The following is a 14,441-nucleotide window of genomic DNA, read 5'->3' on the forward strand; positions in this document are numbered from 1 at the left end:
GTTACTGGCACAATGTTGCCACACCCACCGCAGTCACCTCCCCCCTTGCGGGGGAGGCCAGGAGGGGGGTTCTTGGGAGCCACTGACATGACCGACACCATCATCGACCAATCCGCCGTCGACCAATCCAACGAAGCGCGCCTCGCCGATCTGAACGTCGACTACGATACCCTTGGGGAACGGCTCGACCGGCGCGGCGTCGACATTGACGCCATCAAGGCCAAGGTCGCAGCCTTCACCGTTGCCGTGCCCTCGTGGGGCGTTGGTACTGGCGGCACCCGCTTTGCCCGGTTCCCCGGCGCTGGCGAACCGCGCGACATCTTTGACAAGATCGAAGATTGCGCCGTGATCCAGCAGTTGACCCGCGCCACGCCGAACGTTTCGCTGCATATCCCGTGGGACAAGGCCGAGGCCAATCGCCTCAAGCAGGCGGCAAGCCGTTTCGGCCTTGGCTTTGACGCGATGAATTCCAATACCTTCTCGGACGCCAAGGACCAGCCGCTGAGCTACAAGTTCGGCTCGCTCAGTTCCTCCGATGCCGGCACCCGCCAGCAGGCGATCGAGCACAACATCGAGTGCATCGAGATCGGCAAGACCCTCGGCTCCAAGGCGCTGACCGTGTGGATCGGCGATGGCTCGAACTTCCCCGGCCAGACCAACTTCACCCGCCAGTTCGAGCACTATCTCGATGCGATGAAGGAAGTTTACGCCCAGTTGCCGGCGGACTGGCGGATATTTACCGAGCACAAGATGTACGAACCGGCCTTCTATTCGACCGTCGTGCAGGATTGGGGCACCAATTACATCATCGCCCAGGAACTCGGCCCCAAGGCCTATTGCCTGGTCGACCTCGGCCACCATGCGCCCAACGTCAATATCGAAATGATCGTTGCCCGCCTTGCCCAGTTCGGCAAGCTTGGCGGCTTCCACTTCAACGATAGCAAGTATGGCGACGACGACCTCGACGCCGGCTCGATCGACCCCTACCGCCTGTTCCTGGTGTTCAACGAACTGGTCGATGCCGAAAACCGGCTCGACGATTTCCACCCGGCCCATATGCTGGACCAGAGCCACAACGTCACCGACCCGATCGAGTCGCTGATGCTCTCGGCCACCGAAGTGCAGCGCGCCTACGCCCAGTCGCTGATCGTTGACCGCAAGGCCCTTGAAGGCTTCCAGCAGAATAACGACGCCCTCTCGGCCACCCAGACGCTGAAGCAGGCGTTCCGCACCGATGTCGAACCGATCCTGGCCATGGCCCGCGTCGAAGCCAACGGCGCCATCGACCCGGTCGCCGCCTACCGCGCCGCCGGATATCGCCAGAAAGTCGCGGGTATTCGTCCGGCAGTCATCGGCGGCTCGGGTGGCATCGTCTGAGGCAACTATCCTGCTTTACCCTCTCCCCTTGCGGGAGAGGGACAGAAATTCTGCGTCCAGCAGAATTCCAGGGTGAGGGGTTGCTCCCGCATAGAGCGAGTGAAGAGACCCCCTCATCCGCCCGGAGCCTGCCCTCGGGCACGACGCGATCCGTGGGAGCTCCTTCTCCCGCAAGAGGAGAAGGCGAGAAAGCCTTAATGGCTACCAAGGCGACAGCCCAGTCATGCACTCACCGCATACCTTGTCCACAACCCTTGGTCACAATCCCCTCATTCCTGTGGTCGCATGAAGACAGTCGCCGGCAAAATCCAATCCCTGAACGCCCGGATTTTTGCTGAATTGCGACGGCTCTCCGGATAGACCAGATAGTAACCCCGCCCGGCCGAAGCCAGCAGCGGAAATGGCTGCAGCAGCCTTCCCATAGCGATTTCCTGATGGAAAAACGCCGGCGTCAGCATGGCCACACCTCGCCCGGCCATGGCCGCCGTTCCCAAAAGGCTTTGCAGTCCCATCTGGCTCACGGGCCGCCCGGCGGTGGAATAGCCGGGCACGCCCGCCTGGGCAAACCACTGCTCGAACCACTCGTCCTGCGGATCGAGGATCGGCAATTTCAATAGATCTTCCGGGGACTTGACCCCACCGATACTCGCCGCCAGTTCCGGGCTCAGCAGCGGCGAAAAGTCCGCCTTGACCAGCAGATGCTCGACCAGTCCCGGCGTCGGTCTGGCCATGGTGCGGATGCCGATGTCGAATTCGTCATTGAGCAGGTCCACCAGGTCGCTGGTGCTGTCGAGGCGGACCGCGATATCGGGATGGGCGATCTGGAACAGCCCCAGATTTTGCGCCAGCCAGTTGCTGGCAAACGTGGGCACGGTGGTGATGCTCAGCAGTCCGTCGATATTGCCGCGCGTGTCTGCAAACGATTCGCGCATGATTTCAAAGGCTTGCCGAATCGGCGGGGCCAGCTTCGCCCCCGCCTCGCTCAGCGCCACCTGTCGTGGGCGCCGCAGAAACAGCGGTGCGCCGACCCGTTCTTCCAGCAGTTTGATCTGATAGCTGACGGCAGCCTGGGTCATCCCCAATTCGTCGCCCGCCTTGGTAAAACTCAGGTGCCGTGCGGCAGCTTCAAAGGCCCGGATGGCGGTCAGAGGTGGTAGCGGACTGCCCATCATACATAACTCCAGCTTATGCATGATAGCGAAGGTTCGATTGGATTGCCAGCATTGGCGGGCCTATCCTCCCCTCACAGCAAAACAGAGGCGATCCTGCATAAGGATCGTTAGGGTTATGACCGATACAGCAATCGCCACAGAACAGACCTGCCGGCCCGGCTTTTTCGCCCGCTTGCGCCGCTGGTTGGCAAGCCGTCCAAGCTCAAGGCAACGCCGGGCGACGATTGACCTGCGCACCGCATCCGCTACCTTCAAGCGCGACTTGGGTATCGAAACGTTAACGTTGTAGCGCTTGAACCACCGCATGGATTGGCTAAAACCAATCCATGTCCAAGACCACCCCCGCCACTCTTGCCCTGACCCAATCCGGCGTGCCGTTCGCGCTGGCAACCTATGACTATGATCCGGACGCCGACCGCGTTGGATTGCAGGCTGCCGAGGCCATGGGGGTTTCGCCGTCGATCGTGTTGAAAACATTGATGGCGGAGGTGGATGGCAAGCCGGTCTGCGTGGTGGTGCCATCGGACGAAGAAGTGAACATGAAGAAGCTGGCGGCAGCCTTTGGCGGCAAGTCGGCGCATATGATGAAGCCGGCCGACGCCGAGCGGCAGACCGGCTATCGCGTTGGCGGCATTTCGCCTTTTGGGCAGAAGCGCATTGTGCCCACGGCCATCGAGGAGATGGCATTATTGGAGGATGAGGTGTTCATGAACGGCGGGCAGCGCGGGCTGCAAGTACGGCTGAAGCCGGAGGATGCCCAAAAAGCGCTGGGCGCCAGGACCGCGGATCTGATCCGCTGATCCAGAAAAGACAAAAGGCGCCCTGTGGAGCGCCTTCATCTTACCGGATCGTTCAGGCTGGCTAAGGCTTAGTAAGCCTTGGCGCGAGCCAGAGCCTTGATATCGCCACGGGCAATCCCGAGATCGTTCAGCTGGCGCGTATCGAGAGCGCTGAGCTCACGAACTGTCTGCTGATACTGGGCGAACTGTGCAAGCTTCTGACGGATGTTCATTTCTGTATTCCCCTTCTTTCGATGCTCAATATCTAGTCCTATCCCCCGCCGCGCAGTAGTCATTGAATCCGCGCTTCAGCCATGCATTCTGCGAATGCTCGAACACCCGGGATTAGGTTAACAAAGAGTTTATGTCGCGGCCTTGACCTTCCCATGATGGGAACCTCTATATGGATTGGGAAGAGGTAACCGCCATGACCGAAGCCGCGCTCAAGACCCGTCCCGTTTCCATCGACATTCAAGGAATGACCTGCGCCTCCTGCGTTTCGCGGGTGGAAAAGGCCTTGCTTAAAGTGCCGTCGGTCACCACCGCAGCGGTCAATCTGGCGACCGAACGCGCCACCGTGCAATTGGCTGACACCGGCAATATCGACGCCTTGCTCAAAGCCATTGAAAAAGCGGGCTATTCCGGCACGCGCATCGAGGAGCACGCGCCGCGCGATCACAGCCACCATCACCACGATGAAGATGCCAATGTGCTGAAGCGTGACGTCATGATCGCAGCCGCGCTGACGCTGCCGCTGTTTGTGCTGGAAATGGGCAGCCACTTCTTCATGCCGTTCCACATGTGGCTGCTCGGCCTGGTGCCGCAGCAGGCCCTGTACGTGGCCTATTTTATGGTCACGAGCGTGGTGCTGTTCGTGCCCGGCTGGCGCTTCTTCAAGATCGGCATTGCAGCACTGCTGCGCGGCGGGCCGGAGATGAATTCGCTGGTCGCGCTGGGTGCCGGCGCCGCCTATCTCTATTCCGTGGTCGTCACCTTTGCCCCGGCTCTGCTGCCGGCAGAGGCGCGCTATGTCTATTATGAAGCCGCCGCCGTCATCGTGACGCTGATCCTGGTTGGTCGGCTGCTGGAAGCGCTGGCGAAAGGGCGCAGCAACGAGGCGATCCGGCATCTTGCCGGTGAACAGGCCAAATCGGCGCGCGTCGAGCGCAATGGGCAGACCGTCGATGTGCCGATTGCCGAGGTTCAGGTCGGCGACATCATTCTGGTGCGCCCAGGGGAAAAAATCGCCACCGATGGCGAAGTGATCGACGGTGCATCCTACGTCAACGAAGCAATGATTTCGGGCGAAGCGGCACCCGTGGAAAAAGCCGTGGGCGCGGCAGTTATCGGCGGCACGCTCAACACCAATGGCAGCCTGAAAGTGCGCGCCACCAAGATTGGCGCCGACACGATGCTGGCCCAGATCATCCGGCTAGTCGAGGATGCGCAGGCGGGCAAGCTGCCGATCCAGTTGCTGGTCGACAAGGTCACAGGCTGGTTTGTCCCGGCCGTCATGGCCGTCGCTGTGGCCACGTTCCTCGTCTGGCTGGTCTGGGGCCCCTCCCCGTCGGCCACCTATGGATTAATCAATGCTGTCGCCGTGCTGATCATCGCCTGCCCTTGCGCCATGGGGCTGGCCACACCGATATCGATCATGGTCGGCACCGGACGGGCCGCAGAACTGGGCGTGCTGTTCCGTAAAAGCGAGGCCTTGCAGCAATTGCAAGGGGTTAGTGTTGTCGCATTCGACAAGACCGGCACGCTTACCGAAGGCAAGCCGGAACTGACCGACCTGATTCTCGATGATGATTTCGAGCATGACGAGGTTCTGGCGCTGGCAGCAGCAGTGGAAACAAATTCGGAACACCCGATTGCCGGGGCGATTGTCGCGGCCGCCACGGCGCGTGGACTGGCATTGGGGACTGTCGGCGATTTCAAGGCGCTTCCCGGACATGGCGTAAGCGCCATTGCCGATGGTCGCTCGGTGGTTATCGGCGCCGCGCGCCAGTTTGCCGCCGAAGACCTTGCCGACTTCGCCAAAGATATCGAACGGCTGGCCGACGCTGGCAAAACGCCGGTATTCGTTTCGGTTGATGGGCACGTCGCTGCAGCAATCGTGGTTGCCGACAAGATCAAGGCTGGCAGCAAGGCCGCGATTGTGGCGCTGCATGCCCGCGGGCTGAAGACGGCGATGATTTCGGGCGATAATGCCCGCACCGCCAACGCCATCGCCCGTGAACTGGGCATTGATGAGGTGCTGGCCGAAGTGCTGCCGGCGGGCAAGTTCGAGGCAATCAAGTCACTGCGGCAGGGTGGGCGCCTGGTGGCGTTTGTCGGCGATGGCATCAACGATGCGCCGGCTTTGGCCGAGGCGGATGTGGGTATTGCCGTTGGCACCGGGACAGATGCCGCCATCGAAAGTGCCGACGTGGTGCTGCTTGGCGGCGAGTTGAAGGGCGTGCTCAACGCGCTCGATGTCAGCAAGGCGACCATGGGCAATATTGGCCAGAACCTGTTCTGGGCCTTTGGCTACAATGCGTTGCTTATCCCCCTGGCGGCGGGGGCGCTGTATCCGGCGTTCGGCATCCTGCTGTCGCCGATGATCGGAGCGGGGGCGATGGCACTGTCCAGCGTCTTCGTTATCGCCAATGCGCAACGCCTGCGCGCCATTGCGCCGGCAAAAATTGGAGACGCACGATGAATATCGGGGAAGCATCCAACGCTTCGGGCGTTTCGGCCAAGATGATCCGTTATTACGAATCCATCGGCCTGATCGGCGCGCCCAAGCGTACAGAAAGCAATTATCGGGTCTATTCCGATACCGAAGTACACACGCTGCGCTTCGTCAAACGCTCGCGCACGCTGGGGTTTTCAGTGGATGAAACCGCAGCGCTGCTGGCACTGTGGAAGGACAAGCAGCGCGCCAGCGGCGAGGTCAAGCAGATCGCGTTGGGCCATATCGACGCGCTGGAAGACAAGATCGCCGATCTGCAAGGCATGGTGCAAACGCTGAAGCACCTGGCCCATTGCTGCGGCGGCGACGAAAGACCGGACTGCCCGATCCTTGACGATCTGGCTGGCGCCACCCATTCAAAGGATAAACAGCATGAGCACTGAACCGAGCACTTTTACAGTCAACGACATGACCTGCAGCCACTGCGTCGGCACGCTCACCAGGGCGTTGAACGAGGCTTTGCCCGGCGCAGCGGTCGAGATCGATCTGGCGAGCCACAAGGTTCGGGTCAATGGGGATGCCGTGGTGGCCGCAGAGGCTATTCGCGAAGCCGGATATACACCTGAACCGGCTTAGGTGGTTCTGCACGGATTGGTGGGGGAGGTTGGTACGGGGTGGCGAGAGCCCGATATTGAGGCTCACCTACCCCCACCCTTGATCCCTCCCCACAAGGGGAGAGTGTCGACTACCGATTTTCCGCAAGAACCGAACCAACAGTCGGGTCTCCCTCCCCCTTGTGGGGAGGGGACAGGGGTGGGGGTACGCTGGCTCGGCAGACGTAGAGAAGTCCCAGGTAAACAGTCCCCTTTTTGGGGAGAGATCAAAGGTGGCGGCAAATTATCCCCCGTGCTTGCCCAACCACGCCTGCATCTGGGCGATTTCGGCTTCCTGGGCCTTGATGATGCCCTCGGCCAGGGTGCGGATTTCATCGTCCTTGCCGAATTGCAGTTCGACCTTGGCCATATCGATGGCGCCCTGATGGTGGGCGATCATTCCGCGCACGAAGTCGACATCGGTATCGCCGGAAAATTCAATGTCCATGCCTATGTGCATGGTGTCGTTCGCCGCCTTGAAGGCGGTGGTCGATGGTGCATCGCCCGGCATGGCCATGGCGTCCTGGCTCATCTTCATCTGGGCCAGAGCTGGCATCGACATCAGGGCGGCTATGGCAAGAGCAATTGGCAGAACACGCATTTCAGTCTCCTTGAATCATCTTCGAACCACCTCGCCCGCCTGCCAGATGGGAAGGTCAAGCCCGGGCGTGCCGGAAGGGATTTGCCAATTGTCGCAGGAAGCCTAAAAGGGAAATCGTTCCCGCCGCGTTGATTTCCCGAAGGTCATACTGTGTCCAATTCCGAACCCGCTGGCACCGGCGATAATCCCGTTTTGGGGATTAGTCTGAAGGTGGCGTCGGTCTGCGTGTTTGTCGCCATGTCCAGCCTGCTCAAGGCAGCGCAGGGTATTCCGGCGGGCGAGCTGGTGTTCTTCCGCTCGACCTTCGCCATCATTCCGGTGCTGGTGCTATTTTTCCTGCGCGGTGAGCTCCGTTCGGGGTTCAAGACCAAGCGGCCGTTTGGCCATATCTGGCGCGGCACGGTGGGCGTCGCCTCGATGGGGTTGGGGTTTTATGGCCTGACGCAATTGCCGCTGCCGGAATCGATCACCATTGGCTACGCGTCGCCGCTGATCATCGTGATTTTCAGCGCACTGCTGCTGCATGAGCACGTGCGGGCCTATCGTTGGGCGGCGGTGGTTGTCGGTCTGGTCGGGGTCCTGGTCATCCTGTGGCCAAGGCTGACCGTGTTCAGTGGCGGCGCCAACCTGACGGGCGCGACCGGCGGCGCAATAGCAGCACTCGCGGCTGCGGCGCTGGCGGCGGCGGCGATGATGCAGGTGCGCAATCTGGTGCAGACCGAGAAATCGGGCACCATCGTGATCTACTTCTTTATTGTTGGCAGCCTGTGGTCGCTGCTGACCATCCCATTTGGCTGGGTCATGCCGACGCCGACCCAGGTGCTGCTGTTAATCAGCGCGGGACTTGCCGGCGGGGTGGCCCAAATTCTGATGACGGAGAGCTATCGCCATGCCGACATGTCGGTAATTGCGCCGTTTGAGTACACCTCGATGCTGATCGGGCTGGCCGTCGGTTACCTGCTGTTTGGCGATGTGCCGACCATGCAGATGCTGATTGGCGGGCTGATCGTGGTGGGGGCCGGGATTTTCATCATCCTGCGCGAGCATCAGTTGGGGTTGGCACGACAGCGGGCAAATGCGGTGACGGCGCCGGTCGCATAGGCACCGTCGCGCCACACTTGTGCGTAAAACCAATGCACTTCCAATCGGTGGGTCGATTTTAGCTTGCCATGGGGCGCCAGCAAACTCTATCGCTCGACCGATCGGGAGAGACTGGAATGCACTTGCCCCTGCCTGCCAAAATGGTTGCGACCGTGCTGTTTGCCGCCTTGCTGACGGGGGTGGCGCTGGGCGAAGATGTGCCGCTGACCCGTGATGGCGATGCGCTGAAGTTTCTGGCCGCCGGGCAGACGCTGTCGATGCCCCTGCCCGAATGGCTGAGCGCCGACGATCTGAAGAAAACCAATATCAAGCCGTTGCTGACCATCGCCTATACCGGCGACAAGTCCGATGCACAGGTTGAGATTTTTCCCAAGGGCGAGAGCCAGAAGGATTGGAAAACCCGCTATGGCGCGCATGTGCTGGTGCATGTGAACGAGCCGTTGCAGCGCTTTCGCGATGCGTTGATTGTGCTGTTTTCCAGAACCTGTCCAAAAGCGCAGACCGGATTTTTCCAAACCGAACCGGACGACGGCGAAAAATTGGCAACCCTGGGCTTCATCTGCGCCGCCTATGATGCCGCAGGCCCGCTCGCCGGACAGGGCGAAGTAGCATTGCTGCAATTTCACAAGACCGACAAAGGCGTCGGGGTTGTGTATCAGGATTGGCGCGGCGCCTCTTTTGATGCCGCCAAGCCGGCAACCTGGCCGATCAGCACCGAGGCTCTCGCCGCCCGCGCGGCGCAGTTCAAGGCGGCGATCGCCCTTTCTGCGACCGAGTAGACCAGGATCGACCGTCAACCACGCGGGCTGATCACGTGGATTTTTACTTGCAATCGATTGCATTGACGCTTTATCGCTTCCCCGCACCTGGGAGGATGTGAATGCTGCGAATGATTGGTCGAAATGCGCTGATGGCCTGCCTGGCGGGCGCGGCGCTGCTGTCCACGGGCCTGTCGGCCCAGGCCCAGACGGTTCGGGAAGCGCCGCTAACGCAGGAAAACGGCAAGTTCGTGCTCGATGCGGTCGGACACACCTTCACACTGCCCTTGCCCGATTGGCTGACGCCGGCCGAACGCCTGTCAGGCGATCTGAAGCCGCTGCTCAAGATCGACTATTTTGACGACGACGCGCAGGCGCTGCTCGAAATCTATCCCAAAGGGCAGGACAAGGACCGCTGGAGCACGATGTTTGGTGCCCGCATCACCTTGCAGCCCGGCCGTCCGCTGACCGATTTGCGCGAGGCGACAATTTTTGGCTATTCGCAGACCTGCAAGAAGGAGCTGACCGGGGTGTTCCAGTTCAGCAAGGACGAGGGCGACAACCTGGGCACGCTGGGTTTTGTCTGCGGCGCTTATCTGGACAACCTCAAGGGCTATGCCGGCCAGGGCGAAGTCATGATCATGGAATTCCGGCAGACCGCCAAGGGCGTTGCCATTCTCTATCAGGAGTGGCGCGGCAAGGTGTTTGATCCATCGGACCCGACGACCTGGCCGGTGGGAGCCGAGGCGCTGCAGGCGCGCGCAGCCCAACTCAAGACCGAAGCGGCGCTGATAGCGGCGGATTGACGAGGGCGCGCCAAGCGCATAAGTCGGGCCAATGAGCAAAGACAACAAATCCGCCGGGCCAAACCAGCGCATGCTGAGGGTTGGCGAACTGGTCCGCCATGCCTTGGCGGCGATTTTTGCGCGCGGCGATATCGAGGACGACGCCCTGCGCGGCGCCGTGATTACCGTGCCCGAAGTGCGCATGACCAATGATCTCAAGATCGCCGATGCGTTCATCATGCCGCTGGGCGGCCAGCGCTCCGAGGAAATCGTCGCGGCGCTCAACCGGCACCGCAAGTATATCCGTGGCCGCGTGGCGCCGCAGCTGAACATGAAATTTGCGCCGGACCTGCGCTTCTTCGTCGACGATACGTTCGAAGAAGCCAGCCGTATCGACGCGCTGCTGCGTTCCGACAAGGTGCGCAAGGATCTTGAGGGCGGCAGCGATGACGAATAGTTCGCAGGCTGTTGCAGTTTGAGCCAGGTCAAGCGCGCCAAACGAGCCGTATCCGGCTGGATCGTGCTCAACAAGCCTTATGACATGACCTCCACCCAGGCCGTGGGCAAGGTGCGCTGGTTGTTTGGCGCGGCCAAGGCCGGCCATGCCGGCACGCTCGATCCGCTGGCGACCGGCATTCTGCCGATTGCGCTAGGCGAGGCGACCAAGGCCGTTCCCTATGTCCAGGACGGGCGCAAGGTCTACCGCTTTGCGGTCAAATGGGGCGCGGCGACTGCAACCGATGACGCCGAGGGTGAAGTGATCGCCACCTCCGAGCATCGCGCCAGCGCCGAAGAGATCACGGCGATCCTGCCCGAATTCATCGGCACGATCAGCCAGGTGCCGCCGATCTATTCGGCGCTCAAGATCGACGGTGAGCGAGCCTACGATCTGGCGCGGGCGGGTGAAGTGGTCGAGATGGTCGCCCGCGAGATTTTCGTCGAAGATCTGGTGCTGGTCGAGCACGGCGCCGAGCAATCGAGCTTTGAAGTCACCTGCGGCAAGGGCACCTATGTGCGTTCGCTGGCCCGCGACATCGCCGAGCGTGTCGGCACCAAAGGCCACGTGATCTCACTACACCGCGCCGCCGTCGGCCCATTCTCCGATGCCGATGCGGTGACCATCGACCAGCTTGAAGCCGCCGAGCTTGCCGGACGCGATGCGCTGCTCAAGCCCGTCGCTTCGAGCCTTGCCGGCGTGCCGGAAATCCGGTTGACCCCTCAACAACTCACCGGCGTCAAGCATGGCAATCCCGTGCTGCTGACCGGCGCAGGGGCCCCGGTCACCATCGACGATTGCTGGGCCAGTTATGGTGGCGCAGTTGTTGCCACCGGCCATGTGCAGTTCGGCCAGTTCGTGCCGACGCGGGTGTTCAACTAGCGGTTCTTCCAGGCCGAATATGATCCAACACCAAACGCCGGGTCTGCAGCTTCATCCAGCACGCAAATGAACTCGATCGAGTGGCCATCCGAGTCGGCGAAGTATTGCGATACCGCTGGCATCCAGCCAATCACGGAAGGCTCCTCCGAGGGCTGACCATTGAAGCCAAGCGGCTGGACATTGTTGGCCTTAAGCGCAGCGCCGGATTGCAAGACGCCGGCCTCGCTCATGCGAAAAGCTATGTGCAGCCGCATCCGCAACGGCCCTGAGCCGGTCTCCCAAAGACCCAGCATGCCGTTATGTTTGCCATCGACCCAGAAAAACGCCATCCGGCGCTCAGCAAAAACTGACGCCAGCTCAAGCCCCACCACATCGCGATAGAACGCGATGGAGGTCTGCAGGCTTGCCACGGTGAGGTGAGTTTCGTAGATGCCGCTGAGCGCGGGCATTGGGATGGTGCTCATTAGAAAGTCCGCCTGAAAGTTGCAGACCGGTGGATACAACCTCAAGTACAGTTGAGGTCAATAGCTTTGTTGCGGCCTTTGGCCATCACCGAGCAGCACGCCGCCCGATGAGCCGTGATGCGGTCCCGCAATAAAATCTGGCATCTGCCGTCACTTTGGACTATACGGGCGCCAGCAAAGGCCAAGGTTTTTGCTGTTCATGGCCTCTCCTGGACGACATCCCGGCTGAGGCGACCCAATCCTCGTATCTGAAAGGATATACCCGATGTCGATTACTGCTGAGCGCAAAGGCGCCCTGATCCAGGAATATGCAATCAAGCCAAATGACACCGGTTCGCCGGAAGTCCAGGTTGCAATCCTGTCGGAACGCATTGCCAACCTCACCGAGCACTTCAAGGATCACGTCAAGGATAACCATTCCCGTCGTGGCCTGCTCAAGCTGGTTTCGACCCGCCGCAGCCTGCTTGACTATGTCAAGAAGAGCGACGAGGCCCGTTACAAGTCCCTGATCGAACGTCTCGGCCTGCGTCGCTAGTCGATGCATTGAACTTTGCGGGTGCGGGGCAATCTCCGCATCTGCCTTTCCTGCCAATGCCTTGCGAGGGTTGACGGGATACTAGCGTAGACCGGCGATGCCGGAGCATGGCAGGATTATTGGCCGCTCTCATTCGTCTCACGCTGCGGCAAAATCATAATGATGGTTTTGATCTCGTGAGGCGCCCAGGTTTTGGGAGCGTCTTGTTGTCTTGCCCATGTTTCGTCACCGCCAGACCGAAACAGTGCCTGATTTTGAGCCTGAACCGCACATGGGGTGCGCGACGGGTGCGGGCACACTGAATGCACAGCGCAGGCCTACGCCCCGCGCTCCTCGTGCTTCAGCGAGATGGAAAGAAAAGACAAATGTTTGACCACCATAAAGTGGAACTGAACTGGGGCGGCCAGCCGCTCACCCTCGAAACGGGCAAGATTGCTCGTCAGGCCGATGGCGCGGTGCTCGCGACTCTCGGTGAAACCGTGCTGCTGGCGACCGTGGTGTCGGCCAAGTCGGCCAAGGCCGGGATCGACTTCTTCCCGCTGACCGTCAACTATCAGGAAAAGTACTTCGCAGCCGGCAAGATCCCCGGTGGCTATTTCAAGCGCGAAGGCCGTCCGACTGAAAACGAAACCCTGACCTCGCGCCTGATCGATCGTCCGATCCGTCCGCTGTTCCCAGATGGGTACCGCCACGAAACCCAGGTCGTTATCACCGTGCTGCAGCACGACATGGAAAACAATCCGGACGTGCTGGCGATGGTTGCCGCTTCCGCGGCGCTGACCATTTCGGGCGTGCCGTTCATGGGCCCGATCGGCGCTGCGCGCGTTGGTTATGTCGATGGCCAGTATGTGCTGAACCTTGCCGTTGACCGTCGTGCCGACAGCAAGCTGGACCTCGTGATGGCCGGCACCGAAGACGCCGTCCTGATGGTGGAATCGGAAGCTCAGGAACTGAGCGAAGAAATCATGCTGGGCGCCGTGATGTTCGGCCATGCCGAAAGCCGCAAGGTTATCGCTGCGATCATCAAGCTGGCCGAACTGGCTGCCAAGGACCCACGCGACTTTACCGCTCCGGACTATTCGGCGCTGGAAAAGGACGTGCTGGCTGTTGCTGAAGCCGATCTGCGCGCTGCCTACAAGATCACCAAGAAGGAAGAGCGCTACGCTGCGGTCGACGCTGCCAAGAAGGCAGTCAAGGCGCACTTCGCTCCCAAGATCGAAGCTGGTGAAGTCTCGGGCGAAGCGCTTGGCGAAGTCATCCACAATCTGCAGGCCAAGATCGTGCGCTGGAACGTGCTCGACACCGGTCTGCGTATCGATGGTCGCGATCTGACCACGGTGCGTCCGATCGTATCTGAAGTCGGCGTGCTGCCGCGCACCCATGGTTCGGCCATCTTCACCCGTGGTGAAACCCAGGCGCTGGTCGTTGCGACCCTGGGCACTGGCGATGACGAACAGTACATCGATAGCCTGGAAGGCACCTACAAGCAGAACTTCCTGCTGCATTACAACTTCCCTCCATACTCGGTTGGTGAAGCTGGCCGCATGGGTTCGCCCGGCCGTCGCGAAATCGGCCACGGCAAGCTGGCCTGGCGCGCGATCAACCCGATCCGCCCCTCGATCGAAGAATTCCCCTACACCATTCGCGTGGTGTCGGAGATCACCGAGTCGAATGGTTCGTCCTCGATGGCGACCGTGTGCGGCACCTCGCTCGCACTGATGGACGCTGGCGTGCCGATGAAGCGTCCGGTGGCGGGTATCGCCATGGGCCTGATCCTGGAAGGCGAAAAGTTCGCCGTGCTGTCCGACATCCTGGGTGACGAAGATCACCTGGGCGACATGGACTTCAAGGTGGCAGGCACCGAAGAAGGCATTACCTCGCTGCAGATGGACATCAAGATCGCCGGCATCACCGAGCAGATCATGAAGATTGCCCTGGCACAGGCCAAGGGCGGTCGTATCCACATCCTGGGCGAAATGGCCAAGGCACTGACGTCTTCGCGTACCGAAGTGGGCGAGTTCGCTCCCCGCATCGAAACCATGAAGATCCCGACCGACAAGATCCGTGAAGTGATCGGCACCGGCGGCAAGGTGATCCGCGAGATCGTCGAAAAGACCGGCGCCAAGATCAACATCGAAGACGATGGCACGATCAAGATCGCCTC

At 60.8% G+C, this 14,441-nt stretch carries 17 protein-coding genes; 13 read left to right on the plus strand and 4 right to left on the minus strand.

Annotated elements, in window-relative coordinates; genetic code table 11:
* The first annotated feature begins 87 nt into the window (after positions 1-87).
* The gene (gene rhaI, locus ABIT12_RS05010; RefSeq protein ID WP_348045247.1) at positions 88-1,377 is read left to right on the plus strand and encodes an L-rhamnose catabolism isomerase; all 1,290 of its coding nucleotides are present in this window, start codon (positions 88-90) and stop codon (positions 1,375-1,377) included.
* A 269-nt stretch (positions 1,378-1,646) separates the two neighbouring features.
* Here rhaI and ABIT12_RS05015 read toward each other — a convergent pair whose 3' ends face one another.
* Positions 1,647-2,546 (minus strand): LysR substrate-binding domain-containing protein, encoded by a 900-nt coding sequence (locus tag ABIT12_RS05015; RefSeq protein WP_348045277.1) that lies wholly within the window; start codon positions 2,544-2,546, stop codon positions 1,647-1,649.
* Positions 2,547-2,664: 118 nt separating this feature from the next.
* On the opposite strand from ABIT12_RS05015, the gene ABIT12_RS05020 reads away from it, so the two are divergent.
* Together ABIT12_RS05020 and ybaK are read left to right on the plus strand one after the other, a co-directional pair.
* The gene (locus ABIT12_RS05020; RefSeq protein WP_348045249.1) at positions 2,665-2,838 is read left to right on the plus strand and encodes a hypothetical protein; all 174 of its coding nucleotides are present in this window, start codon (positions 2,665-2,667) and stop codon (positions 2,836-2,838) included.
* A 37-nt stretch (positions 2,839-2,875) separates the two neighbouring features.
* Positions 2,876-3,349 carry a Cys-tRNA(Pro) deacylase gene (gene ybaK / locus ABIT12_RS05025; protein WP_348045251.1) on the plus strand — a complete coding sequence of 158 codons (474 nt, stop codon included), beginning with the start codon at positions 2,876-2,878 and terminating at the stop codon, positions 3,347-3,349.
* 68 nt (positions 3,350-3,417) lie between these two features.
* On the opposite strand, the gene ABIT12_RS05030 is transcribed toward ybaK, so the two are convergent.
* Positions 3,418-3,561, minus strand: a complete 144-nt coding sequence (locus ABIT12_RS05030) for a DUF1127 domain-containing protein (protein WP_348045253.1) — start codon at positions 3,559-3,561, stop codon at positions 3,418-3,420.
* A 170-nt stretch (positions 3,562-3,731) separates the two neighbouring features.
* On the opposite strand from ABIT12_RS05030, the gene ABIT12_RS05035 reads away from it, so the two are divergent.
* Genes ABIT12_RS05035 through ABIT12_RS05045 form a run of 3 tightly spaced genes read left to right on the plus strand, consistent with a single transcriptional unit; the run spans position 3,732 to position 6,638 of the window.
* The gene (locus ABIT12_RS05035) at positions 3,732-6,029 is read left to right on the plus strand and encodes a heavy metal translocating P-type ATPase (protein WP_348045255.1); all 2,298 of its coding nucleotides are present in this window, start codon (positions 3,732-3,734) and stop codon (positions 6,027-6,029) included.
* Entirely contained in the window at positions 6,026-6,445 is a 420-nt protein-coding gene (gene cueR / locus ABIT12_RS05040; protein ID WP_348045256.1) for a Cu(I)-responsive transcriptional regulator, read from the plus strand. The genes ABIT12_RS05035 and cueR overlap by 4 nt, the downstream gene beginning before the upstream one ends.
* Positions 6,435-6,638: a heavy-metal-associated domain-containing protein gene (locus ABIT12_RS05045; RefSeq protein ID WP_348045258.1), complete on the plus strand. Its 204-nt coding sequence runs from the start codon at positions 6,435-6,437 to the stop codon at positions 6,636-6,638. The genes cueR and ABIT12_RS05045 overlap by 11 nt, the downstream gene beginning before the upstream one ends.
* A gap of 261 nt (positions 6,639-6,899) precedes the next feature.
* On the opposite strand, the gene ABIT12_RS05050 is transcribed toward ABIT12_RS05045, so the two are convergent.
* The gene (locus ABIT12_RS05050; protein WP_348045259.1) at positions 6,900-7,256 is read right to left on the minus strand and encodes a DUF305 domain-containing protein; all 357 of its coding nucleotides are present in this window, start codon (positions 7,254-7,256) and stop codon (positions 6,900-6,902) included.
* 150 nt (positions 7,257-7,406) lie between these two features.
* Between ABIT12_RS05050 and ABIT12_RS05055 the strand changes: the two genes are divergently transcribed.
* The 5 genes from ABIT12_RS05055 (at position 7,407) to truB (ending at position 11,278) form a co-directional block, all read left to right on the plus strand.
* On the plus strand, positions 7,407-8,357 hold the full coding sequence (locus tag ABIT12_RS05055) for a DMT family transporter (RefSeq protein WP_348045261.1): 951 nt from the start codon (positions 7,407-7,409) through the stop codon (positions 8,355-8,357).
* A gap of 116 nt (positions 8,358-8,473) precedes the next feature.
* The gene (locus ABIT12_RS05060) at positions 8,474-9,136 is read left to right on the plus strand and encodes a hypothetical protein (RefSeq protein ID WP_348045263.1); all 663 of its coding nucleotides are present in this window, start codon (positions 8,474-8,476) and stop codon (positions 9,134-9,136) included.
* 101 nt (positions 9,137-9,237) lie between these two features.
* On the plus strand, positions 9,238-9,921 hold the full coding sequence (locus tag ABIT12_RS05065; RefSeq protein WP_348045265.1) for a hypothetical protein: 684 nt from the start codon (positions 9,238-9,240) through the stop codon (positions 9,919-9,921).
* A 31-nt stretch (positions 9,922-9,952) separates the two neighbouring features.
* On the plus strand, positions 9,953-10,357 hold the full coding sequence (gene rbfA, locus ABIT12_RS05070; protein WP_348045267.1) for a 30S ribosome-binding factor RbfA: 405 nt from the start codon (positions 9,953-9,955) through the stop codon (positions 10,355-10,357).
* A gap of 18 nt (positions 10,358-10,375) precedes the next feature.
* The gene (truB, locus tag ABIT12_RS05075) at positions 10,376-11,278 is read left to right on the plus strand and encodes a tRNA pseudouridine(55) synthase TruB (RefSeq protein ID WP_348045269.1); all 903 of its coding nucleotides are present in this window, start codon (positions 10,376-10,378) and stop codon (positions 11,276-11,278) included.
* Here the strand turns inward: truB and ABIT12_RS05080 are convergent.
* Positions 11,275-11,742, minus strand: a complete 468-nt coding sequence (locus ABIT12_RS05080; protein WP_348045271.1) for a VOC family protein — start codon at positions 11,740-11,742, stop codon at positions 11,275-11,277. The two genes, truB and ABIT12_RS05080, sit on opposite strands and share 4 nt — an antisense overlap.
* A 265-nt stretch (positions 11,743-12,007) precedes the next feature.
* Here ABIT12_RS05080 and rpsO point away from each other — a divergent pair, with 265 nt between their 5' ends.
* The gene (rpsO, locus tag ABIT12_RS05085) at positions 12,008-12,277 is read left to right on the plus strand and encodes a 30S ribosomal protein S15 (protein ID WP_348045273.1); all 270 of its coding nucleotides are present in this window, start codon (positions 12,008-12,010) and stop codon (positions 12,275-12,277) included.
* A gap of 365 nt (positions 12,278-12,642) precedes the next feature.
* The coding region (pnp, locus tag ABIT12_RS05090; protein WP_348045275.1) for a polyribonucleotide nucleotidyltransferase at positions 12,643-14,441 on the plus strand (1,799 nt) is incomplete at its 3' end.

Origin of the sequence: Devosia sp. (genome assembly GCF_039927955.1) — a bacterium.
GTDB lineage: Bacteria > Pseudomonadota > Alphaproteobacteria > Rhizobiales > Devosiaceae > Devosia.